This window comes from Paenibacillus sp. GL_099_B, assembly GCF_057835695.1.
Window position 1 is genome coordinate 244,269 of the sequence record NZ_CM174430.1, and the last position, 23,185, is coordinate 267,453.

Annotated in this window: 18 protein-coding genes; 16 read left to right on the forward strand and 2 right to left on the reverse strand. The window is 50.2% G+C overall.

All coding sequences use genetic code 11. The features are described from left to right. Nucleotides 1–14 precede the first annotated feature (14 nt). The 8 genes from AC3ITG_RS01125 to AC3ITG_RS01160 all read left to right on the forward strand — a co-directional run bounded on the left by AC3ITG_RS01125 (nucleotide 15) and on the right by AC3ITG_RS01160 (nucleotide 9,967). Entirely contained in the window at nucleotides 15–2,327 is a 2,313-nt protein-coding gene (locus AC3ITG_RS01125; RefSeq protein ID WP_489252553.1) for a glycoside hydrolase family 3 N-terminal domain-containing protein, read from the forward strand. Continuing rightward, nucleotides 2,324–5,425, forward strand: coding sequence for an alpha-mannosidase (locus tag AC3ITG_RS01130; RefSeq protein ID WP_489252554.1), 3,102 nt, complete (start codon nucleotides 2,324–2,326; stop codon nucleotides 5,423–5,425). The genes AC3ITG_RS01125 and AC3ITG_RS01130 overlap by 4 nt, the downstream gene beginning before the upstream one ends. 139 nt (nucleotides 5,426–5,564) lie before the next feature. Then, nucleotides 5,565–6,440, forward strand: a complete 876-nt coding sequence (locus tag AC3ITG_RS01135; RefSeq protein ID WP_413374489.1) for a sugar phosphate isomerase/epimerase family protein — start codon at nucleotides 5,565–5,567, stop codon at nucleotides 6,438–6,440. A 12-nt stretch (nucleotides 6,441–6,452) separates the two neighbouring features. Next, nucleotides 6,453–7,325 carry a sugar phosphate isomerase/epimerase family protein gene (locus AC3ITG_RS01140; protein WP_489252555.1) on the forward strand — a complete coding sequence of 291 codons (873 nt, stop codon included), beginning with the start codon at nucleotides 6,453–6,455 and terminating at the stop codon, nucleotides 7,323–7,325. Between the two features lie 214 nt (nucleotides 7,326–7,539). Further along, nucleotides 7,540–8,331: a carbohydrate-binding protein gene (locus AC3ITG_RS01145; RefSeq protein WP_489252556.1), complete on the forward strand. Its 792-nt coding sequence runs from the start codon at nucleotides 7,540–7,542 to the stop codon at nucleotides 8,329–8,331. 117 nt (nucleotides 8,332–8,448) lie between these two features. Then, on the forward strand, nucleotides 8,449–8,676 hold the full coding sequence (locus AC3ITG_RS01150; protein WP_053782996.1) for a hypothetical protein: 228 nt from the start codon (nucleotides 8,449–8,451) through the stop codon (nucleotides 8,674–8,676). 79 nt (nucleotides 8,677–8,755) lie between these two features. Beyond that, a complete protein-coding gene (locus AC3ITG_RS01155) occupies nucleotides 8,756–9,316 on the forward strand; it encodes a hypothetical protein (protein WP_489252557.1) in 561 nt (186 codons plus the stop codon). A gap of 222 nt (nucleotides 9,317–9,538) precedes the next feature. Next, complete coding sequence (locus AC3ITG_RS01160; RefSeq protein WP_413374493.1) at nucleotides 9,539–9,967, forward strand: VOC family protein; 429 nt, start codon at nucleotides 9,539–9,541, stop codon at nucleotides 9,965–9,967. Between the two features lie 93 nt (nucleotides 9,968–10,060). On the opposite strand, the gene AC3ITG_RS01165 is transcribed toward AC3ITG_RS01160, so the two are convergent. Then, nucleotides 10,061–10,936, reverse strand: coding sequence for a hypothetical protein (locus AC3ITG_RS01165; RefSeq protein ID WP_489252558.1), 876 nt, complete (start codon nucleotides 10,934–10,936; stop codon nucleotides 10,061–10,063). A 370-nt stretch (nucleotides 10,937–11,306) separates the two neighbouring features. Between AC3ITG_RS01165 and ytxJ the strand changes: the two genes are divergently transcribed. The 8 genes from ytxJ (at nucleotide 11,307) to AC3ITG_RS01205 (ending at nucleotide 21,706) form a co-directional block, all read left to right on the forward strand. Continuing rightward, nucleotides 11,307–11,846, forward strand: coding sequence for a bacillithiol system redox-active protein YtxJ (gene ytxJ / locus AC3ITG_RS01170; protein ID WP_413374495.1), 540 nt, complete (start codon nucleotides 11,307–11,309; stop codon nucleotides 11,844–11,846). Nucleotides 11,847–12,152: 306 nt separating this feature from the next. Beyond that, complete coding sequence (locus AC3ITG_RS01175) at nucleotides 12,153–12,215, forward strand: potassium-transporting ATPase subunit F (RefSeq protein ID WP_231952816.1); 63 nt, start codon at nucleotides 12,153–12,155, stop codon at nucleotides 12,213–12,215. Between the two features lie 63 nt (nucleotides 12,216–12,278). Then, nucleotides 12,279–13,958 (forward strand): potassium-transporting ATPase subunit KdpA, encoded by a 1,680-nt coding sequence (gene kdpA / locus AC3ITG_RS01180; RefSeq protein ID WP_489252559.1) that lies wholly within the window; start codon nucleotides 12,279–12,281, stop codon nucleotides 13,956–13,958. Nucleotides 13,959–14,025: 67 nt separating this feature from the next. After that, nucleotides 14,026–16,164 carry a potassium-transporting ATPase subunit KdpB gene (gene kdpB / locus AC3ITG_RS01185; protein WP_489252560.1) on the forward strand — a complete coding sequence of 713 codons (2,139 nt, stop codon included), beginning with the start codon at nucleotides 14,026–14,028 and terminating at the stop codon, nucleotides 16,162–16,164. 224 nt (nucleotides 16,165–16,388) lie between these two features. After that, on the forward strand, nucleotides 16,389–16,949 hold the full coding sequence (gene kdpC, locus AC3ITG_RS01190) for a potassium-transporting ATPase subunit KdpC (protein WP_413374497.1): 561 nt from the start codon (nucleotides 16,389–16,391) through the stop codon (nucleotides 16,947–16,949). Between the two features lie 128 nt (nucleotides 16,950–17,077). After that, nucleotides 17,078–19,417, forward strand: coding sequence for a histidine kinase (locus AC3ITG_RS01195; RefSeq protein WP_489252561.1), 2,340 nt, complete (start codon nucleotides 17,078–17,080; stop codon nucleotides 19,415–19,417). A gap of 8 nt (nucleotides 19,418–19,425) precedes the next feature. Next, on the forward strand, nucleotides 19,426–21,006 hold the full coding sequence (locus tag AC3ITG_RS01200; RefSeq protein WP_489252562.1) for an ATP-binding protein: 1,581 nt from the start codon (nucleotides 19,426–19,428) through the stop codon (nucleotides 21,004–21,006). Nucleotide 21,007: 1 nt separating this feature from the next. After that, on the forward strand, nucleotides 21,008–21,706 hold the full coding sequence (locus AC3ITG_RS01205) for a response regulator (RefSeq protein ID WP_413374500.1): 699 nt from the start codon (nucleotides 21,008–21,010) through the stop codon (nucleotides 21,704–21,706). Between the two features lie 89 nt (nucleotides 21,707–21,795). Here AC3ITG_RS01205 and AC3ITG_RS01210 read toward each other — a convergent pair whose 3' ends face one another. Continuing rightward, nucleotides 21,796–23,097, reverse strand: coding sequence for an alpha-glucosidase/alpha-galactosidase (locus AC3ITG_RS01210; protein ID WP_413374501.1), 1,302 nt, complete (start codon nucleotides 23,095–23,097; stop codon nucleotides 21,796–21,798). Between the last annotated feature and the right edge of the window lie 88 nt (nucleotides 23,098–23,185).

Below are 23,185 nucleotides of genomic sequence, written 5' to 3' on the forward strand. Positions count from 1 at the left end.
AGGAGAATGTGCATATGGACTATAAAGATGCTTCGCTTCCCGTTCAGGTACGGACCCAAGATCTGCTCGGGCGGATGACCACGGAGGAGAAAATAGGGCAGCTGATCCAGCCAATGGGGTGGAAGACTTATGTTAAGGAAGCAGATGGTACGGTTCAGGTTACGGATGAGTTTAAAAAGGACATCACACAGGGCGGGATTGGGTCGTTGTATGGAGCACTTCGTGCTGACCCCTGGACGGAAGTGACGCTGGAGACTGGCTTGACCCCTAGGCAGGGAGCTGTTGCCACCAATGAAATTCAGCGATATGCCATAGAGAACTCCCGGCTGGGGATTCCCATTTTGTTCGGGGAAGAGTGTTCTCACGGGCATATGGCCATTGGGGCAACCGTATTCCCGGTGCCGTTAGCAGTAGGAAGTGCTTGGAACACGGAATTGTACCGTGGAATGTGTGAAGCGATTGCTGTGGAGACTCGGAGCCAGGGAGGAGCGGCAACATATTCGCCTGTGCTTGATGTAGTGCGGGACCCGAGATGGGGACGGACGGAGGAATGTTTTGCCGAAGATCCATACCTGATCGGTGAATTGGCGGTTGAAGCGATGAAAGGTTTACAGGGTGACCGGCTCGATTCCGACCGGACGATTGTGGCGACACTCAAACATTTCGCAGCCTATGGCAGTTCGGAGGGTGGGCGCAATGCGGCCCCTGTCCATATAGGACTGCGTGAGCTCCACGAGGTGGATCTGCTGCCGTTCAAGAAAGCTGTGGAAGCCGGGGCCTGTTCTGTCATGACAGCGTATAACGAAATTGATGGTGTGCCTTGTACGTCGAGTTCGTATCTGCTGAATGATCTCCTGCGCGAGCAATGGGGCTTTGATGGATTTGTCATTACTGACTTTGGTGCGATTCAGATGCTGGTCAGTGGGCATAACACTGCGGAGAACGGGGAGCAGGCCGTCGCTCAGTCACTTAAGGCAGGGGTGGACATGGAAATGTCCGGGTACATGTACCGGAAGCATCTCGGGCAGGCGCTGGAGCAAGGAATAATCGGAGAGCAGGATCTGGATACAGCGGTAAGGCGGGTGCTGGAGATGAAGTTCAGACTAGGTTTATTCGAACAACCTTTCGTTGATCCTGACTTTGCTGAGCAGGTCATCGGATGTGAAGAACATATTCAGCTGGCGAGAAAAGTCGCGCAAGAGGGAATCATTTTACTCAAAAATGAAGAAAACACCCTTCCGCTTAGCAAAACAGGTACAAAACTGGCGGTCATAGGCCCGAATGCGAACCATGTCTACAACCAGCTTGGTGACTACACCTCGCCACAGCCGAGAGGGCAGATCGTTACGGTGCTGGATGGGATTACCCGCAAGCTTGGTGCAGACACCGGAAAGGTGCTGTACGCACCGGGCTGCCGGATCAAAGGCGATTCCAGGGAGGGCTTTGCGCAAGCGCTAGCCTGTGCTGAAGAAGCAGATACCATCGTTATGGTGATGGGAGGGTCGAGTAGCCGTGATTTTGGCGAAGGGACCATTGATCTGCGGACGGGGGCATCCGTTGTTACGGATGATCCATGGAACGATATGGAGTGCGGCGAGGGTATAGACCGATCGTCTCTGAATCTGATGGGTGTTCAACTGGAACTGGTGCAGGAAGTACATAAGCTGGGGAAACCAGTTATTGTCGTATATATTAACGGACGGCCGATTGCCGAACCCTGGATTGATGAGCATGCCCATGCCATTGTGGAAGCATGGTACCCGGGGCAGGAGGGAGGCAACGCCATTGCAGATATTCTGTTCGGTGATGTGAATCCATCTGGTCGTCTTACCGTCTCTATTCCCAAGCATGTAGGTCAGCTTCCGGTCAGCTACAATGCCAAACGCACTCGGGGTAAGCGATATCTGGAGACAGATTTGGCACCACAATATCCTTTCGGCTTTGGGCTGAGTTATACGGAATTCAAGTACGAGAATGTTAGGGTTGTACCGGAAGTGATCAGACCGGACGATGAAGCAGAGGTACAGGTAGAGATCACAAATACGGGAGCGGTTGCGGGAAATGAGGTTGTGCAGCTTTATATTACGGATGTATCAGCTTCGGTCACCCGATCCGAAATTTTACTGAAGGGATTCCGTAAAATTCATTTGGAGCCGGGACAGACCCAGACGGTGAAGTTCCCTGTGCAAAAAGAACATCTGGAGCTGATCGACTCCCGTCTTCAGCCTGTTGTGGAGCCGGGTGAATTCAGACTGATGGTTGGCAGCAGCTCCAGAGACTGGACTGCTTGTAGTTTACACATCCAGAAGGTGGGGGTGGAGGTATGATTCGAATTCAGAGATTCATTCAGGATCTGACTCAGCAGCAATGGATGGATACCATTGAACTTCCGGAATGGCAGATGCAGAAAGCCAAGTATATTCGGCCGGGGGAATACGAGTATGATCAGGGGAATGCGGCTGTTCAAAGCTTGAATCCGCTCCATAGCAACCATGGAACGACTTATTTTCTGAGCAAAACCGTAGCGATTCCGGCCAATTGGGAGGAAGGTGCGGTCGGATTGGTTTTCGAGACCGGGGGTGAAGGGCTGCTGAAGGTAAATGGCATGCCTTATCACGGACTGGACCGCAATCATTGGTATGTACCGTTGCCGAAGAGCCGTGTGGGAACTACGCCTTTGCTGGAGATTGAGCTATATGATCCCATACCGGAACCACATGACCCCTTGAATCGACAGGCGGTCATCCAGCCGCCAATTCAGGGCATCCGAGCCGCTTTGGTTCGTGTTAATTCGTCTTTACAGAGTCTGATGTATAGCATTACGGTACTTGCAGAATCACTCCGAGCATTGCCGGAGAAAGACTTAAAGCGCACCCGTCTTATTAGGAATATTCATCAGGTGATGGATAAGATGTACAGCGAGCCGGAGCGCTGGAGTGAAACGAGGTGGGTACAGCATTGGGAAGAATGGCTCGCACAGTCGGTACAGGAGGAAGACCCGGAAGAGTACCGGGACGGATTCATGCATCTGGTTGGGCAGTCCCATATAGATATTGCCTGGCTGTGGCCTGTGCGTGAGACTGTGCGCAAGTCCAGCCGCACCTTCTCCACGATGTGTACTTTAATGGATGAGTATCCGGAGTTCGTGTATTCGCAGAGTCAACCACAGCTTTATGCATTTGTAAAAGATCACTATCCTGAGCTATACGAACGAATCAAAGCCCGAATTGCCGAAGGCCGCTGGGAACTGGTTGGTGGCATGTGGGTAGAGCCGGATCTGAACATTCCGAGTGGCGAATCGCTAGTGCGGCAGATCTTGTACGGGCAGAACTTTTATCAGGAGGAGTTCGGCAAGCGTTCAAACATCGAGTGGCTTCCTGATACGTTTGGCTACTGTGCTTCGCTGCCACAACTGCTCAAGCTGGCTGACATTCCTTATTTTATGACGACCAAGCTCAATTGGAATGATACCAACGTTTTCCCGTATGATCTATTCCACTGGGTTGGCATTGACGGCACCCCGGTGCTTGCGTATCTCAATCATGGAGTGAATGAGCATACAAGGCCCAAAGATGTCGATGAGCACTGGCAATCCTACAAACAGAAGGATGTACTCCCCGAGCAAATGCTGCTTTATGGGCATGGCGATGGTGGAGGCGGGGTGACGAACGAGATGGTTGCGTTCGCAGAGCGATCCCATTTCATGGTTGGGCAGCCCATTAGCAATTTCAGTACAGCAGGCGCGTTTTTCGAAGAGATTTCGAACAACAATCCTAAGCTGCCGAAATGGCATGGCGACTTATATTTGGAACTGCACCGTGGAACCTATACAACTCATGCGCGCAACAAACGGAGCAATCGCAAAGCGGAGGTGTTGTATCGGGAAGCGGAAATCTGGGGGCAGTTTGCCGGAGTTGAAGCAGCGCATGCGAAAAGTGATCTGGATGAGGGCTGGAAGCTGATCATGCTTAATCAATTCCATGATATTATCCCGGGGACGTCGATTCCCGAAGTATACGTAACATCTATGGAGGAGTATACGAAAGTATTCGCTCTGGGAACATCGGCTATGGAAGGAACCCTAGGCAGTATTGAGGACCGCATTGCGACAGATAACTTCGAGGGTCTGCCCTATATTGTATTTAATAGCCTAGGCTGGGAGCGGGGAGAAGTCGTCACGATTACAGGTGACGAGAAACTTGGCAGTTTGGCAGCGTTCGACCATCAGGGTAATCGTCTGGCGAGTGACCTTGAGGCAAATGGAGACGTGCTGACCTTGTCAGCCTATGTCCCATCCATTCCGGCCTTTGGATATACAACGTTATGGCTACGCCATGTACCGGATGTCAATCTTCTTACTTTGAAGCAGGATGAATCCTTCCCTTCTGTCTGGGAAACGGACTTTTACACGCTTGAATTTAACGATGTAGGAGAGATCAGCAGATGGTATGACAAATCCAACCAACGGGAGTGGCTGAAGCCGGGCGATAAAGCGAATGAGTTACAGTTTTTCCATGACAGGCCAACGTATTGGGATGCTTGGGATATTGATCCGCGGTTTGAATCGCAACGTGCAGGAGTGGCAGAGCTGATCTCCAGAGAAGTAGTACAGCGTGGAGTAACGCAGGATATCTTTCGGTTTCATTGGAAATTAAACGAGTCTGAGATTCACCAGGATATTATCCTGTATCGTCATCAACGACGTGTTGATTTCAGGACAAAGGTGAACTGGGCGGAGAGCCATAAGTTGCTCAAAGTGGCTTTTCCCGTTGATCTGGTATCAGCCAAAGCTGTCTATGAGATTCCGTTTGGTGCGCTGGAGCGGCCAACCCATAACAACACCAGCTGGGAGCAGGCCCAGTTTGAAGTGTGTGGTCACCGCTGGGCGGATATCTCCGAGGGCAACAGTGGAGTAAGCCTGTTGAACGATTGCAAGTATGGATATGACATCAAAGATAATACGATCCGTCTTTCCCTGCTCCGTGCTCCCAAATGGCCGGATGAACATGCTGACCAGGGTGAGCATGAATTCACGTATTCCCTGCTGCCGCATCAGGGAGATTGGAGGGAAGCGGGTGTGGTACGCCGGGCTATGGAACTGAATCATCCGGTCAATGTTGTTGCGGGTAAACGACACTCTGGCATATTGCCGGCAGAACATAGCTGGGTTCATTTCCATAGTGAACATGTCATTCTGGATACGATCAAGGCTTCCGAAGACGGCACGGGAACGGTACTGCGTTTCTATGAGTCATCTGGTGGAAGAGAAACGGTCCAGGTTCAGTGGGCTGATGCGCGTATACAGACGTCTGTGGTCAATCTGCTGGAGGATGAAATCAAGCCATTGGCATGTCATGAAGGGAAGTTTGAGCTGACGTTCAAGCCGTATGAGATTCAAACTGTGAAGCTGGTCTCAGCAGATTAGAATCAGGGAACCGGATAAGAAATGATCCGAGAAAAAGGAGTGACCGGGTAGGGGTCGAAAAGTTAATAGAGCATTCCATCCATCATGAAGGCTCACCAGGAATGGAAAATCAAATACCGATTTAACGGGAGGGTATGGCATGAAATTAACAAACAAGATTGGCGTTATCGTGGATAGCTTCGGTGTAGGCGTACGTGAAGGGTTAAGCAAAGCGAAGGATGTAGGTGCAGAAGGCGTACAGATCTATGCAGTCCATGGAGAGATGGACCCCGAAAACCTCTCTCCGGCGGCCCGCAAGGAGTTAAGAAGTTATATCGATTCTCTCGGTCTTGAAATTTCTGCCCTGGTTGGCGATTTGGGCGGTCACGGGTTTCAGGTCAAGGAAGATAATCCGTGGAAAGTAGAGAAGTCCAAGCGCATTGTGGATCTTGCTCTTGATCTGGGGACGAATATCGTCACAACACATATCGGTATTGTTCCGCACGATCCTTCCTCCGAAGTGTATGCCACACTGCATGCCGCATGTGAGGAACTAGGCCAATACGCCAAAAGCGCAGGAGCCTACTTCGCGATTGAGACGGGACCGGAGACGGCAGCAGACCTGAAAGGATTTCTGGATACCCTGTCCACCAACGGGGTTTCGGTTAATTTTGACCCGGCCAATATGGTGATGGTTACCGGAGATGACCCTGCAAGAGGTGTTCATCTGCTCAAGGATTATATTGTGCATACCCATGTGAAAGATGGTGTACGCTTGAAGGAAGTAGACCCGAGGGACGTATACGGTGCAGTGGGATACGCGCCTATGGATCATGAGAAAATTGCCGAAATGGTCTCTTCCGGAACGTTCTTCCGTGAGGTGCCGCTGGGAGAGGGCAGTGTGGATTTTGATGGATACTTTGCAGCTCTTCGGGATATCGGCTACAAAGGTTATCTGACGATTGAGCGCGAGGTAGGCGACCAGCCGGAGCAGGACATTCGCAAAGCGGTTAAATTTATCCAACAATACCGATAGGGAGCTGAGCAGATGAAAGTGGGCCTGAGTACGTATAGCTTGTTGAACGATCTGAATTCTGGTGAAATGACGGTTCTGGATATCATCGACTGGATTGCTGCAAATGGTGGAGAGCATATGGAGATGGTTCCGTATGGCTACACCGTGGAGGACAATCCTGATCTCGCCGACGCCATTCGGGAGAGAGCTGCTTCTACGGGTATTGAGCTGTCCAACTATTCGATGCCTGCGAATTTCGTGCAGGAGACGGAAGAAGCTTTTGAAGAAGAGATAGCTCGGGTTAAAAGGCATGTCGATGTTGTACACCGAATGGGTGTAAAGCATATGCGCCATGACGTAACGGCGTTTACTTTGCCTAAGGAGAAAATGACCATTGCCTGGTTTGAGGAAAATTTGCCGCTGATGGTGAAAGGAAGCCAGATCATTGCTGATTATGCTGCACAGTTTGGCATTACAACAACCATTGAGAATCACGGCTTCAGTGTGCAGGCCAGTGACCGTGTGCAGCGTGTGCTTCATGCCGTAGATCGTCCCAACTTCAAAACGACACTCGATATCGGCAACTTCATGTGTGTGGATGAGAATCCGATTATCGGGGTCATGAAAAATCTGCCGTACGCTTCTCTGGTCCACTTCAAAGACTTTTATTTCCGCCCTTATGATGAGCATCCGGGTGAAGGGGAATGGTTCACAACCGCTTACGGCAACTTCCTGCGCGGTGCCATTGTTGGGCAAGGGGATATTCCAATTCGCAAAATTGTGAGGCTGATTAAAGACTCCGGTTATGATGGTAACATTACGATTGAGTTTGAGGGCATGGAGGAATGCAAATCTGCTTCCAAAATCGCCATGAGCAACCTGCGCCGCTTCTGGGAAGAGGCTTAAGGCAATCATTTAGTTTTACATCGTGGGGCCACTTTAAGGAAGTGGCTCTTTTTGCATTTCTTATATTGAGAAATATACTCGTCTTCGTGTTAAATAAGTCATTATTCAGGGGTGCCCAGTCCCGTGATTATGATAAAGTATAATAAAGCGAAGCGCTTTCATATTTTCCGATCAAGAAAATTATAAATAATATCAATAGAAATGGAGAATGTAGATGACGAACTTATCACTCGAAATTCAAAATGCGGACGGTGTGGTGCTCGAAACGCGTACGGACAGTGAACAAGTAAATCTTGTGTACAGACAGGCCTTTGGAGCAGGAGACAGCATCGTTCTAAGAAGCTCTGATGTAAACGTATATCTGATCATCCAGCTGGAGGATTCCATGAACCCGGCTTTCGTTTATTTTACAGGTGAGGAGTATCGTTATGCCATTCCTTTTGACGAGAAACGAGTGTCCTATTCACCAAAGTCATTTACGGGTGACAAGCATGTTCTAAGTGCTCGGTTGGCTACACGGGAAGAGATTGAGGCATATAAAAATGTAGCGCTAAATCCGTATGATCAGCATGGAAACGAAAGCTGTTTTCCCCATGCTTCCGCCAACGTGGAGACCCGTGGAGAGTCTGTATTTGCAGCACGTAACGCCATCAATGGCAACAGCGCCAATGATTCACATGGCGAGTGGCCTTACGAATCTTGGGGGATCAACCAGCGGGATGATGCTGCTATCACAGTCAACTTTGGACGCAGGGTGTCTATCGACAAAGTAGTCCTGACCTTGCGTGCAGATTTTCCCCACGATAACTTCTGGGAGCGAGTTACTCTTACCTTTTCCGATGGCAGCTCCGAGCAGGCTAGTTTGATCCAAACTCATAAACCACAAACGATCGCAATTCAGTCGAAGGACGTGGAATGGGTAACGTTAAGCGAACTGATCAAGTCGTCAGATCCCTCTCCATTCCCGGCATTAAGTCAGTTCGAGGTGTTTGGCCGCGAAGCCTAAATCACTAACATTAATTGGTTCTCTATAAGGATTAAGTTACGATCATCACAAGTATGATATAATAGATCTATTCAGCCTGGAAAATGACTGGCTATGGATAGGAGAGGTCACTGATCTATGCAGGTATTCGAGGACTGGAACCAGAAAGTGAAAAAAACGTTTAATGCTACGAATCCCGAGGTTGTATTGACGGTATCTGAAGCAGGGAGTTTGCTCGGTCTGACCAAAGATCAGATGAAACTTTATGTAGACAAGAATAAACTAACTAAGGTCCCGATCATGAGAAGTGTTCACCGATACCTCTTGTTGAAAAGTGAAATAGATAGCATCGTAAAAACGCGCTAACCTCATAGGATCGACCGCAGCCATTTTACCGACAGGATTCGGGAGAGTGGTTTTTTTTTGGAGAAAGGAGGAACAGACCATGCTGAGCAAACTCTCGAGAGGGCTATACCATTGGGTGAACTGGAAATGGGTGGTGGCTTCGGTTGTGATTTTTGCATGCTTTATTGCATTCATTCTTCCCTGGCAGGCGGCGAAGTCGGAAGAAATAACAGGAATTGGAGAATCACCGGATACATCCTTCCTGTATTCGGCAAATGATCTCTACCAGATGGCTGAACAATATGGCGAAGCAGGGCGGAGCGATTATATCCAGGCACGTTTTACGTTTGATCTCGTCTGGCCGATCGTTTATCTGTTCCTGTTGGTGGTTTTGTTGTCTATTTTGTATCGAGTGATTCCGCCAGAGAATCGCTGGCGAGGGCTTAATTTACTGCCAGTCGGTGGATGGGCTTTGGATATGCTTGAAAATGCAGGTGCCTCCTTGACGATGTATCGTTATCCTGTACATACTCCCGTTGTAGCTGAATTGACCCCGATTTTTACTCTGCTGAAATGGTGTCTTATCTCTACCAGTTTTGCTGCGCTGGTACCGGGTATTATCCTAACAATCTTTCATTTCGCTCGCACAAACCGGGGATAAAATAAGGATTACAGGACAATCCTACCAATGAACGATGATGATCCTCACCCAGTACCGCTACAAGATGATTCGAACGTGGTCAGAGCTCCATTTGGAGAAAAAATGGTTCATAGAGAGGCTTGTAGAAATACCTTCTTGTCAACGGACAGCCTGTTCGTTTATACTCATGTCGCAAGCGGCAGGAATGGTTTAATTACATGATTTCAAGGAGATGAAGCACGAATGGCAATCAGCTTGAATGTGTATCTTGTAACGGATGGCAATGGACGTGAAGCAGTGGAATTTTATAAAAAGGCATTTGGAGCGGAAGTGTTGGCTCTCCAGACGTTTGGCGATGGTCCTTCCAACCCGGATCACCCCGTACCACCAGAAGCGAAAGACCGCATCATGCATGCTTCTTTGCAGATTGGTAGCTCTGTACTAATGCTATCAGATACCTTTCCTGGCATGCCGCATATTGTAGGTAATCATGTTAATGTTACGGTGAACACAGATACTGCCGATGAAGCCAAAGCAATTTTCAACCAGTTGCAAGACGGTGGCGAAGTGAAAATGCCGATACAGGAAACGTTTTGGAGTCCAGCCTACGGAATGGTTATCGATAAATTTGGCGTTCAGTTCCAGATCAGCTGTGTTGTAGGCAACCATTAGTAAGACTTAACGATCTCTACCGTATAGGCGATAATTAGCCGCAAAAAAACCTCCAGGACAGGGATAACATGTCTGGAGGTTTTTTTGCGGCTTTTATTCTTTCTGAATCTTGGAAGGGTTGTTGATTTTATAAGGAACCGGGTTCTTGGTTAGTTTTTTCTTGATAATCTTTGCTTCAAAAGTAAGCACATCGCCAACCTCAAGCTCCTGCTTCTTGATCGTGGCACTGTGGCTGGACCAGGCTTCGCCAACGTCAATAACTTCGGGCTCGGTGATCGTAAGAGCTTCATAGATAATGACTTCATCGTCATTGTCGGAAAAGTGGTTGGGCACGGTCGTAAATTCCTTCACAACTGCGGACATTTTAACTTTTCCCTCAGGCAGTTCAATCTTGACCGATTTAGGCCTACCTGAGGTTTTTGCTTTCGGTTTGGCTGCGCTGGTTGCCCCGTTTGCGGGGCCAATGTACTCTTCCACTAAGCCTTCAGGGTCGCCTTTCAGTTCGGAGGAGGAGTCATCGTCATCCGTGTCCACATCCAATTCGGAATCAAAGTCACTCATAACGGATGGAATCTTATCCGAATAGGAAGTAGTAACAGGATCTTGTGCAGCATTAGAGCTAGGGAGCTCCTCTAAGTTGGTTGTAGCGACTGGTCCATTAGATTTATCCTTTGCCGTACCTGCTCCAACTGGACCTTTTACATTATAGCCAGACGCCTGCATTTCTTTCAGATAAGAAGGATGGATGCAGTGTTTTTGATCGTTATCCAGTTGAATGACTGCGGCCATATGATCGACAAAGCCAATGATGGTGCAAGGTACATTCAAACCATTGCCTTTATAATAGAAGGTTTTGACCTTTGTAGCTTTCTCCGAAAGCAGGCCCCATTCCTGGCACTTCTCAATCAACTCGTCTTCGTTCTCCAAAGCGGTATAATACTGCGGTTCGATCATAAAAGCATATGCCATAACGAATTTCCGCCTTTCCAATCATATCTTCATGTTCATCGTTGCCAAATTACACTCAGTGTATCACAAAAGTGGACTCTTCGATGAGGAATATAAAAGCACCTGCGTAGGCGCCTATGGTATAATTTTCGGTAGACAACGGGTGGAATTACCATAATGAAGTCATAAACAAAAACCCACCGTTAAACAGGTTAACCGCCTGCGGTGGGATTTGCTCTGCATCTGAACAGACGCGCGCCGTGAGAGGGTTTCACCTCTCCATGTTGTCTATTCTTATGTTACCATAGCCATTTTATACAGGCAAATGAGTGACTGCTCCTACATAAAAGTTAATATTATTTTATAAATATCTTTAGGGAGGATGATCTCCATGGACAAAAAAGTGAATCCTCAAACTCTTTGGCTTGGGGTGGGTATTGCCATTGGAACAAGTATTGGCGTGGCAACAAACCAGATTGCCCTGGGGGTTGCCTTTGGTGTGGCATTGGGCGTCGTGGTTGGATCTGTCGTTAGCAAACGTGCAGGCTCGGGGCTGGATGATATGCTGAGTGAACATGTCAAGGAATTGTATAAGCAGGAGGAATGGGAAGAGGTGCTTGAGCGGTCGCAGGATCATCCGGTGCTGCTGCTGAAACACAGTACAACTTGTCCAATCAGTGCGAGAGCATACAGGGAGTTTATGGCCTTTGTGGGCTCAAATGCATCAGATCCCGCACAGAAAATGGAGTACCGGATCGTCAAAGTTATCGAAAGCCGCTCGCTTTCCCGCCGCATTGCGGAAGATACCGAGGTTCACCATGAATCGCCTCAAGTCCTGCTGCTGGACGGCGGCCAAGTTATTCAACATACGTCACACGGGAAAATTACTCGGAAGAGACTGCTGCAATGGGCTCAGAATCCGTTTGGATGAAGGGCACCCAATATCATAGACCCGTTTCCATCAGCTGATCGCTGAGGGGAACGGGTCTTTTTTACGCTTTTTTTACACCCTGGAGGGATTTCTTTACCCCCTTTTTACAGCGTTTCGTATTACGATTTCATATGTAGAAGGTTGCAAGAACGGTAGAGAGAGGGAGGGGAGCACATGGTGAATGATGCCACGATAATTGGGCTGGTTGTGCTGTTGTTTGTGGTGTTCTGGGGTTTTGTGAAATTTTGTGAGAAAGCATGAATGCATAGGGCATGAAAGGGGAGAAGCCGTATGATCGTCATCGGCATGATTGTGCTCGCACTGGTAGTCTATCTTGGTTACGTGCTAGTGAGGCCGGAGAAATTCTGATGGTCGCTTGGGGTACGAAACCAGAAGCACTCGGATCGTCGATTTTAGGGAGGAAATGCGGATATGAGTAGCGGTTTATTACAAGTGGCGGTGACGCTGCTGATCATCATACTACTGGTGAAGCCAGTGGGGAGTTATCTGGTGAAGGTGTTTGACGGCAAACGAACAGGACTGGATCGGATATTTGGCGGGCCTGAGCGATTGCTGTATCGATTGATGGGGGTGAAGGAGAACGAGTCGATGGGTTGGAAAAAGTACCTGTCAGCCGTGCTCATCTCAAACTTCGTCATGCTGTTATTAATGTTTCTGGTGCTACGGCTGCAAAAGTATTTGCCGCTCAACCCGGATGGCATTGGCAATATGCCTGCGGCACAGGCCTTTAATACAGCTGCATCGTTCATGACCAACACGAACTGGCAGTCTTACACGGGCGAGAACGCCCTGTCGTATCTGTCCCAGATGTTGGCAGTGACGTTTCCGATGTTCACCTCAGCTGCGACAGGCTTCGCGGTCGCTATTGCATTTATTCGCGGCCTGGTGGGCCGACGGGATGAACTGGGGAACTTTTACGTCGACGTGGTACGGTCGATTACGAGAATCTTTTTGCCGCTGAGCTTCATTGTGGCGTTGTTCCTCGTATTTCAGGGTGTGCCGCAGACACTGGCGGGAGCGGTGAACGCTACCACGCTGGATGGGGCGCAGCAGACGATTAGCCGCGGGCTGGTCGCTTCGTTGGAGTCGATCAAACACTTGGGTACCAATGGTGGAGGCTGGTTCGGAACCAATGCAGCACATCCATTTGAGAACCCCACGGCGTTGTCGAACCTGGTGCATATCGTCTGCATGATGCTGCTTCCTACTGCGCTGGTTTACGCCTTCGGCATCATGGTGAACAACCGGAAGCAGGGCTGGACGCTGTTTGCGGCAATGAGTTTACTTTTCCTCGTGATGCTGACCACGGTATTTGTTTCGGAATATCGCGGTGTGCCAGCGCTGGATGCAGTGGGAATCCAAGGCAATATGGAAGGCAAGGAAGTCAGGTTTGGGGTATCGGAATCGGCGCTTTTCACAGCGGTGACCACAGCAGCCACAACGGGGTCGGTGAACAATATGCATGAGTCGCTCACCCCGCTTGGTGGCATGGTCGCACTGGCTGAGATGATGCTCAACAACGTATTCGGCGGTAAAGGGGTAGGTTTGCTCAACGGATTGCTCTATGTGATTCTGGCTGTGTTTATCTGTGGGCTGATGGTTGGGCGGACCCCTGAATTTCTTGGTAAAAAAATTGAGGGTAAGGAAGTGAAGCTCGCGTCTATCGCGCTGCTTGTTCATCCTTTGATTATTCTGGCTCCGACCGCGCTGGCGCTTATGCGTCCTGAGTCTGTCGCTTCAATTTCGAATTCAGGCATGCATGGTCTGACCGAGGTGTTATATGCCTTTGCATCCGGAGCTGCCAATAATGGATCGGCGTTTGCCGGGCTGAATGCCAACACAGACTTTTACAACATCGCCATTGGTGTGGTGATGCTGCTTGGAAGATACATTTCCATGATCGCGATGCTCGCCATTGCCGGATCACTGGCCACTAAACGAGTGGTTCCCGTAACAACCGGTACACTGCGTACGCATACACCTCTTTTTGCAGGTATTCTGGTGATGATGATTGTGGTAGTTGGGGCGTTGGCGTTCTTCCCATCACTGGCACTTGGACCGATTGCAGAACATTTGGCGATGATCCGATGATGAACGGTATGGTGATCGGATATGGGAATAGGAGCAAGGACGTAAAGTGCGGAGGTGGATTATCACAATGAATGTTGTAGAACGAAAGAAGGAGCAGACAGTGGAAGGATTAGACAGAGGCACGATCAGAACCCAGGGTAAAGGAACGAGAGGTACGGGTACCGATCCCGGTACGCCCAAAAGAAGCAAAACATTAAGTCGGGACATTCTGCTCCAGGCATCTCTGGATGCCTTCAAGAAGCTGAACCCGGTCGTCATGATCAAAAATCCGGTGATGTTTATCGTCGAAGTCGGCACACTCATCACATTGCTGTTATGTATCGATCCAGATCTATTTGTTGCATCCGAGGCAGGGCGAGGGTACAACATCGCGGTGTTTCTCATCCTGGTGTTCACGTTGCTGTTTGCCAACTTTGCTGAAGCACTGGCAGAGGGACGGGGCAAAGCTCAGGCAGATACGCTGCGCAAGACGAAATCGGACACCACTGCGAAGCTGGTACAGAAAGATGGAACCATTAAGCAAGTGTCTTCGACCCAGTTGAAAAAAGGAGATATCGTCCGTGTAGAAGCAGGCGAACTGATTCCCACGGACGGTGAGATTATTGAAGGGCTGGCCTCTATCGACGAGTCCGCCATTACCGGGGAATCAGCTCCCGTAATCAAGGAGGCGGGCGGTGACTTCTCCTCCGTTACGGGAGGCACGCGGGTTACTTCCGACTATATCGTGATGCGTGTGCAGACCGATCCGGGGGAGTCATTCCTCGACCGGATGATCTCACTCGTTGAAGGCGCACAGCGACAGAAAACGCCGAATGAAATTGCGCTGACAACACTGCTCGCCGTGTTGACCCTGATATTCCTGATTGTCATCATGACCATGGTGCCCATGGCGAACTATTTGGGCATCCGGCTCGATCTGGCTACCCTTATCGCGTTGCTTGTCTGTCTGATTCCGACTACGATTGGCGGGCTGTTATCCGCGATCGGTATTGCGGGCATGGACCGTGTCACGCAGTTCAACGTACTCGCCATGTCGGGTAAAGCGGTGGAAGCGGCAGGGGATATTGATACGCTGATTCTGGATAAAACCGGAACTATTACGTACGGCAACCGCATGGCCTCGGAGTTTATTCCTGTTCAGGGCGTATCTGCACAAGAGATGACTCGGGCTGCGCTGCAAGCTTCCGTAGTCGACGAGACACCGGAGGGGCGCTCGGTTGTTGAATTGGCTGGCAAGCAGGGCGAGAACTGGGCGGAGACAGAATATGCAGATGCAGAACATGTGAACTTCACTGCAGAGACTCGCATGTCGGGTCTGAATCTAAGCGGTGGGAAGCAAATTCGCAAAGGTGCGGTGGATGCGATCAAACGCCATATTTCCTCCCGTGGAGGGCGGATACCCGGCGATTTGGACGATATAGCCAACCGAATTGCAAAGGCTGGGGGTACACCGCTTGCTGTTGCGATTGATGACCAGATTTATGGTGTGATCTATCTGAAAGATACAGTGAAACCAGGGCTGAAAGAGAAGTTTGCGGAGATGCGAGCCATGGGAATCAAGACGATCATGTGTACAGGGGATAATCCCCTGACAGCGGCGACCATTGCGCTGGAAGCGGGCGTGGATGATTTTATTGCCGAGGCCAAGCCGGAAGACAAGATTACCGCGATCAAAAAAGAGCAGCAGGAGGGTAAGCTCGTCGCCATGACTGGCGACGGCACCAACGATGCTCCTGCTCTGGCGCAGGCCGATGTGGGCCTGGCGATGAATTCGGGCACCATGGCGGCCAAGGAAGCGGCCAACATGATTGATCTGGATTCGGACCCGACCAAGCTGTTGTCGGTGGTCTCCATTGGCAAGCAGCTGCTCATTACCCGCGGCGCACTGACGACCTTTTCGATATCCAATGATATTGCCAAGTATTTCGCCATCATTCCGGCCATGTTTATTTTAGCGATGCCGCAGCTTCAGGCACTGAATATTATGAATCTCGCTTCTCCACAGTCTGCGATTCTGTCAGCGCTGATCTTCAACGCCATCATTATCCCGCTGCTAATCCCAATCGCCATGCGGGGTGTGAAGTATCGGGCCATGTCCGCGGAGCGGCTGCTTGGACGGAATGTGTTCATCTATGGTGTGGGCGGTGTAATCGTTCCGTTTATCGGAATTAAGCTGATTGACCTGGTGCTGTCGGGGCTTATTTAACTAAACATTTAAAAAGAAGCCTTGATTTACACGACAACGGAGAGTGCAGAACCAATCTGAAGAAACGAAGTGTTCGCCTTTATCCCTAGTATTTTCACCTATAGGAAGGAATTCAAAAAAATCTGGGGATAACAGCGATCGTAAGATGGTGCTGCAATCGGAGTGAACCAGTGTAACACGTATAGGTTGAGTTTTTACAATAACGAAATCAGGATGTGATTCATATGAAACAGGTACTGCCCGCCATTCGGTTGTCTGTCGTGCTTATGCTGATTTGCGGTATTATCTACCCGCTGGTTACAACTGGAGTGGCACAGCTGCTCTTCTCGAATCAGGCCAACGGCAGTCTGATCACACAAAACGGGAAAACCATCGGTTCGTCGCTGCTGGCGCAGGAAGTGAAATCGCCGGGGCTGTTCCAGCCCCGGGCATCGAACGCCAATTATGATGGAACCGCATCGGCAGGTTCCAATCGCGCCGTTGCCTCGGAGGCGTATATTGTTGAAATGAAGGAAAAGGTGGCGGAGCTCAAGCAAGCGAATCCGGGCTTGCAGCAAATTCCTGCAGATCTCGTGACAGGTTCCGGTTCCGGTCTTGACCCCGATCTGTCACCGGAAGCGGCAAAAGCACAGATTCCCCGGATTAGCCAGGCAACGGGCCTTGGTGAGCAAGAGCTTGCCAAGATCGTCGAGGAACATACACAAGGGCGGCAGCTGGGCATATTCGGTGAGCCGCGTGTGAATGTGACCGCTCTGAATCAAGCGTTGACGGCTGAGCTGAAATAACAGGCATCGTGTTGGGTAGATCCACGGGGAATGCAACTTCCCTTGGTTGTTCGTATCAGGCCTTCTTCCGAGCTTCGGAAGGGGCTTTCTCCATTTTAAGTAAAGGTTATGTTGGGGGAGTGAACAGGATGGAAGATAGCTTCAAGCGGAAGTCCCCGGAAGACATCTTGAAGATGATCACGAAGCTGCAGCAGGGCACTTTGAAGATTTATATCGGTCCGGTCAGCGGTTCGGGCAAAACGTATCATATGCTTAGGGAAGGAAACACATTGCGCCACCAGGGGATCGATGTGGTCATCTGCGCTGTGTCGACCATGCAAAGACCGGAGACCGTGGAGCAGCTCGGCGAGTTGGAGCGGATTCCAAGCATTCACTGGTCTCGCTGGAAGGATGGCATGGAGATGAAAGATCTGAATCTGGATGCCCTGCTGGCACGTAATCCGGAGGTTGTGCTCGTTGATGGGCTTGCTCATAGAAACCGAAAAGGAGCACGTCATGCAACTCGACTGGAAGACATTCGGTATTTGCTGCGACACAACATCAGTGTCATTACAACGGTGAATGTATATGAGCTGGAGGGATATACGGAGCTTGCACGCCAGCTAACGGGAATTGCAGCAGAGCATACCGTGCCTGCCGATACCCTTGAACTGGCCGATGAAGTGAAGCTGATCGATGTAACTCCTGAAACCGTATTAAGCCGCCTTGCGGAGGGACATCTTCGGGGACATGAAGGTGAAGCGGTGTTCCGGCATGGCAATTTAGGCATTTTGCGTGAACTGGCTCTCCGACTTGTCGCGGAAGGGGTCAACGAATCACTGCGTGAGCACCGGGAAGAGATGGGAATTAAGGTTACGACAGGTATCATGGAGCGCATTTTGGTATCCACCCAATATCACTGGAACGGGTCCATCTATATTCGGCGGGGACAGCAGATTGCGAAGAGATTAAACGGAGATCTGCATGCCGTGACCTTTCGCAATATGAAGCAGCCGCTAACCAAGGAAGCTACTGTTTTTCGTCGCAATATGATCAAACTGGTGGAGAAATTCGAGGGACAGTTTGAGGAATTGCCTGTGTTACACCGCCGTAACATTCCATCTACGCTTGCACGCTACGCAGTCCAGCATCAGATTACCCGTATTGTTATGGGACACTCACGGCACAGTCGCTGGCAGGAGCTGTGGCGGGGATCATTTGTTAATTCCTTGCTGCGCAGGGTGCGGGGTGTCGATCTGTTTCTGCTTGCCGATCGGGCACAGCATGAGGGCGAGCGGGTGCTTCCGACCCGATTGATGGATACAGAGACTCCAACATATCGCAGGTTAAGTGAGCAGGAGATGAAGGCACAGATTGGTCAGATTCGGCGTGGTAAGTTCAAGGTATACATCGGTGCTGCGCCAGGTGTGGGAAAAACCTATATGATGCTCCGGGAAGGCAATGATCTGCTCCGCAAAGGCATCGATGTACGGATTGGTCTGCTGGAGACACATAATCGGGCGGAGACGGTGGAACAGATCGGCCAATTATCCATCATTCCACGAGAGCAGCGGGTGTACCAAGGGGTGCAGCTCGAGGAAATGGACACTGATGCGATTCTTCGTCTATGTCCTGAAGTGGTATTGGTGGATGAGCTTGCGCATACGAATGTCCCGGGAAGCACGCGGCAAAAGCGTTACGAAGATGTACAGATTCTATTGGATGCGGGCATCTCCGTCATCACTACCGTGAATGTACAGCATCTGGAAAGTTTGAACGATGCGGTGGAGCATATTACGGGAATTCGGGTCAGAGAGACCGTGCCGGATCAGATTTTGCAAATGGCAGATGAGGTCCAACTTATCGATGTTGCCCCCCAAGCCTTGCGGCAACGCATGAGGGGGGGTAAAATCTATGCAGCAGCCAAGGTGGAACAAACGCTTGGTCATTTTTTTCGCATTGGCAATCTGATTGCCTTACGGGAACTTGCCCTGCGGGAATTGGCCGATGATGTGGATGAACGCCTCGAATCACAGGAGCGCAAAAGTGCACTTCGGGGTCCCTGGCGCAGACAGGAGGCGGTCTTTGTCTGCGTAAGCAGTGATGAGCATGCGGAACGGTTGATTCGCCGCGGATTTCGCACAGCCTACCGGTTAAAGGCGGTCTGGCATGTGCACCATGTTCATGTAGGTCAAGTCATGAATGACGAAGTGAAATGCCAGTTGGAGGAGCTGGAACAGCTGACCGTTCGACTGGGCGGCAAATTTCATATTCATCATAGCCAGAGGCTAAGAGACGTGCCAGGTATTTTGGCGGGTAAAGCTTCTGAGGAAAAAGCAACGCAGTTGGTGGTTGGTCAAGCGAAACGGGTCTGGTGGCTGAACGGCTATCGTGGAAAGGGAACGGTGGTCAGCAGGCTGGTGAGGTTATCCAGACATATGGACGTATTGATCGTTGCGGACTACGATTATGATCTGAGCGGGATGTGAGATGTGCTGTGTCTGAACGAAATAAAGGGGAAGACGTTTGGCTGAAGTTGAACCGTGTTCCCAAATATATATGGGTAACTCTTGGAATCACATTGCTCACCATTCTGCTTCATGCGATAGGGATTAGTGATGACCTGGTTAACGTGGGGCTAATTTATCTTTTTCCGGTATTGGTCAGCGCTGTGTACTGGGGAATGGGTCCGGCCATATATGCAGCAAGTCTTAGCGTCGTTGCCTTTGACTTCTTTTTTGTTCCCCCGTTTCTCAGTTTTACGGTTGAAGATTTGCGATATATGTTTTCCTTTGTTGTGTATTTGGCAGTGGCGGTATTAACGGCGAGTCTGGCGGGGCGCCTGCGGCAGCAGCTTGAGGTGGTGAAACAACGCGAGATTACGACGAATTCGCTATATGCTTTAAGCCGTCAGATGACGGCTGTTACAGATTTGCATACCCTCTTGGGAAACATTGTGAGACAAGTGTCACTCACACTTGGGGCTCCGGCGGCAATATATCTCCCAAATGCTCAAGGCGAACTTCAGGTTACCTCTTCTTCGGAGGATTCGGATTCAATAGCCTGGGGTGAAGGAGAAGCTGAAGTCGCTATTGCCAAATGGGTGTATAAACATGGCGAAATTGCCGGACGCGGGTCCTCCAGCCTGCGGGAATCGTCTAGTCTGTATGTGCCGCTGCTTACAGAAGACCAGATACATGGGGTGCTCGCTGTGAATCTGGAATCCAGCGATCTTCAGGAGCAGCGGGAAGAGCTGCGTTTGCTGGAAGCGTGTGGCGGGCTGGCAGCAAGCGCCATTGCCCGTGTTAAGCTGGCCGAAGAAGCGAGACTTGCGCAGGTGACGGCTGAATCGGAACGAATTCGCACTGCTTTGCTCGATTCGGTGTCCCATGAGCTGCGCACACCTCTTACGGCCATCATTGGTTCAGCGACAGGTTTGCTGGAGAATGATTCTCTTTTTACCCCGGAGGATCGAAAAGAACTGACAGGCAATATTCGGGATGGGGCCCTGCGCATGAATCGGCTGGTAACCAATTTGCTAGGCATGGTGAAGCTGGAGAGTGGCATGTTGCAGTTGCGCAGAAAATGGTGCGACGTGGGTGACATGATCGGCATTGTGCTAACCCAGGTTCAACAATTCATCCAGCACCGTCGCATTCGGGTGGAATTGCCGGATCAACCGCCGTTTGTATCCGGGGATGAGGTTTTGCTGGAGCAGGTTCTGGTTAACGTGATCAGCAATGCCATCAAATATTCACCAGAAGACAGTGAAATCGTCATTACGGTGAAGGTGGATGAGCCGCATGGACGAATGACCATTGTGGTGGCTGATTCGGGTGTCGGGATTCCGGAAGCAGACCGCGAGCGGGTGTTTGAGAAGTTTTATCGATCCGAATCGTCACGGCATGTGACAGGTACGGGACTTGGGCTTGCCATCTGTAGAGGAATCGTCGAAGTACACGGAGGTACGATCACCGCAGAACCGAATCCGGGAGGTGGGACGCGGGTATGCATCTGTTTGCCCACAGAGGAACCCGAAGCATCATTCCCGTATATGGGACAAGGAGAGGAAGAATGACATGACGGCACCGCAAGGCGCGCGCATATTAATTGTGGATGATGAACCACAGATCCGTAAACTGCTGAAGGTTACGCTTCAGGCGCACCAATTTGAGATTCATGAATGCGCCGACGGTGAAGAAGCGGTTATTCAGGCGAGCATTGTGCACCCTGATCTGATCGTGCTTGATCTGGGATTGCCCGGTATGTCCGGAATGGATGTACTTCAGCGAATCCGGGAATGGTCGCAGGTACCAGTCATTGTGCTGACGGCAAAAGAACGCGAAGAGGATAAAATTGCTGCACTTGATGGCGGGGCAGATGATTATGTCACCAAACCGTTTGGCATGGGAGAGCTCGTTGCCCGTATTCGAGTTGCCCTTCGCCATGTGGCCAAAACTACGGATGAGCCGGTATTGCGTTTTGGTCCGCTTACGATTGATTTGGCCCAGAGACAGGTCGATTTGGACGGGTCACCCGTAAAATTAACACCAACCGAGTATGAGATGCTGAAAGTACTCGCAACCCATGCAGGCAAAATTATTACCCAACGCCAGCTGCTGCAACAAGTGTGGGGAGGGCATCATCATGAGTCGGACAGCCATTACTTGCGGGTATATGTCGGACATCTGCGCAAAAAATTGCAGGAAGATCCCACGCGTCCACGTTTTATTCAGACCGAGCCGGGAATCGGATATCGTTTTCTGCTTCAGGATTAGGCTGGGAAACAAGATGAAAGCTCAAAAAAGCACCAGCCTCTCCCTGTTGAGAGGAGACTAGTGCTTTTGAATTGCAAACAATGAACTTCTTATGACGTGTACTTCGGCAACCAGTCGCCATGAGCTTCGATCAGTTCATCACACATCGCAACGATATCATCGATGGACAGCTCGGCAGCTGTATGCGGGTCGAGCATCGCGGCATGATAGATGTGCTCTCTTTTGCCCGTAATCGCCGCTTCGATGGTCAACAGCTGAGTGTTAATATTCGTGCGGTTCAATGCCGCAAGTTGCGGAGGCAGGTCCCCGATATACGTCGGGCTGATGCCTGAACCATCAACAAGACAAGGCACCTCAACACAGGCTTCACGAGGCAGATTGGTGATCAGTCCGTTATTCATGACATTACCGCCGATTTTGTAAGGGCGGTCCGTCTCCATGGCCTCCATAATATGCGAAGCGTATTCCCGGCTGCGCGTATGTTCAATATTTTCGCTGGATAACAGCTTCTCACGCATTTCTTTCCAGCCTTCAATCTGGTTCACGCAGCGGCGCGGATACTCATCCAGCGGAATATTGAAGCGTTCGATCAGCTCCGGGTAGTTTCGTTTGATAAAATAAGGATGGTATTCGGCATTATGCTCGGAGGACTCGGTTACATAGTATCCAAAGCGCTGCATCAGCTCATAACGCACCATGTCGCCATGCTGCTCTTTCTGCTTTTCCTTCGCCAGACGTTTAATCTCCGGATACAGATCCTGACCATCCCGTGTTACTTCCAGCAGCCAGGCCATATGGTTGATACCCGCAACTTTCGCGACCACACCCGTCTGATCAATCCCCAGTGCATCAAACAGATGCGGCACACACACTTGTACACTGTGACACAGACCTACGGTTTTGATTCCGCCATGCACGTTCATGACATTTGTCAGTACCGCCATTGGGTTGGTGTAGTTCAGGAACCACGCATCAGGACACACTTCCTGCATATCCCGTGCAAAATCGAGCATCACCGGAATCGTCCGCAAATTACGGAAAATCCCGCCAATCCCGAGCGTATCGGCAATCGTCTGACGCAATCCATATTTCTTCGGAATCTCAAAATCCGTAATGGTACACGGATCATATCCGCCCACCTGAATGGCATTGATCACATATTTGGCCCCGCGCAGTGCTTCCTTGCGGTCGGTATAAGCTTTAATGGCACATTGGCTTCCGAGCGAACGGGCCATACTGGTAAGCAATCGCTCTGAGTCGCTTAGGCGTTCAGCATCAATATCGAACAACGCCAGCTCAAAATCCTGAAGTGCTTCGGTCATCATAACGTCACCCAATACATTTTTGACAAAAACGGTGCTTCCCGCACCGAGGAACGTAATTTTGTTCATCTCAAGTTCAGCCTCCCTGAATAAATGGTGTACCTCCAATATAGGTGGATCGGGCTTATATAACTATGGCTCAACCTCTCTGAAACAT

Coding starts and splice junctions, on each gene's coding strand:
- AC3ITG_RS01125 (WP_489252553.1), top strand. CDS start 15: ATGGACTATAAAGATGCTTCGCTTCCCGTTCAGGTACGGACCCAAGAT.
- AC3ITG_RS01130 (WP_489252554.1), top strand. CDS start 2,324: ATGATTCGAATTCAGAGATTCATTCAGGATCTGACTCAGCAGCAATGG.
- AC3ITG_RS01135 (WP_413374489.1), top strand. CDS start 5,565: ATGAAATTAACAAACAAGATTGGCGTTATCGTGGATAGCTTCGGTGTA.
- AC3ITG_RS01140 (WP_489252555.1), top strand. CDS start 6,453: ATGAAAGTGGGCCTGAGTACGTATAGCTTGTTGAACGATCTGAATTCT.
- AC3ITG_RS01145 (WP_489252556.1), top strand. CDS start 7,540: ATGACGAACTTATCACTCGAAATTCAAAATGCGGACGGTGTGGTGCTC.
- AC3ITG_RS01150 (WP_053782996.1), top strand. CDS start 8,449: ATGCAGGTATTCGAGGACTGGAACCAGAAAGTGAAAAAAACGTTTAAT.
- AC3ITG_RS01155 (WP_489252557.1), top strand. CDS start 8,756: ATGCTGAGCAAACTCTCGAGAGGGCTATACCATTGGGTGAACTGGAAA.
- AC3ITG_RS01160 (WP_413374493.1), top strand. CDS start 9,539: ATGGCAATCAGCTTGAATGTGTATCTTGTAACGGATGGCAATGGACGT.
- AC3ITG_RS01165 (WP_489252558.1), bottom strand. CDS start 10,936: ATGGCATATGCTTTTATGATCGAACCGCAGTATTATACCGCTTTGGAG.
- ytxJ (WP_413374495.1), top strand. CDS start 11,307: ATGGACAAAAAAGTGAATCCTCAAACTCTTTGGCTTGGGGTGGGTATT.
- kdpA (WP_489252559.1), top strand. CDS start 12,279: ATGAGTAGCGGTTTATTACAAGTGGCGGTGACGCTGCTGATCATCATA.
- kdpB (WP_489252560.1), top strand. CDS start 14,026: ATGAATGTTGTAGAACGAAAGAAGGAGCAGACAGTGGAAGGATTAGAC.
- kdpC (WP_413374497.1), top strand. CDS start 16,389: ATGAAACAGGTACTGCCCGCCATTCGGTTGTCTGTCGTGCTTATGCTG.
- AC3ITG_RS01195 (WP_489252561.1), top strand. CDS start 17,078: ATGGAAGATAGCTTCAAGCGGAAGTCCCCGGAAGACATCTTGAAGATG.
- AC3ITG_RS01205 (WP_413374500.1), top strand. CDS start 21,008: ATGACGGCACCGCAAGGCGCGCGCATATTAATTGTGGATGATGAACCA.
- AC3ITG_RS01210 (WP_413374501.1), bottom strand. CDS start 23,097: ATGAACAAAATTACGTTCCTCGGTGCGGGAAGCACCGTTTTTGTCAAA.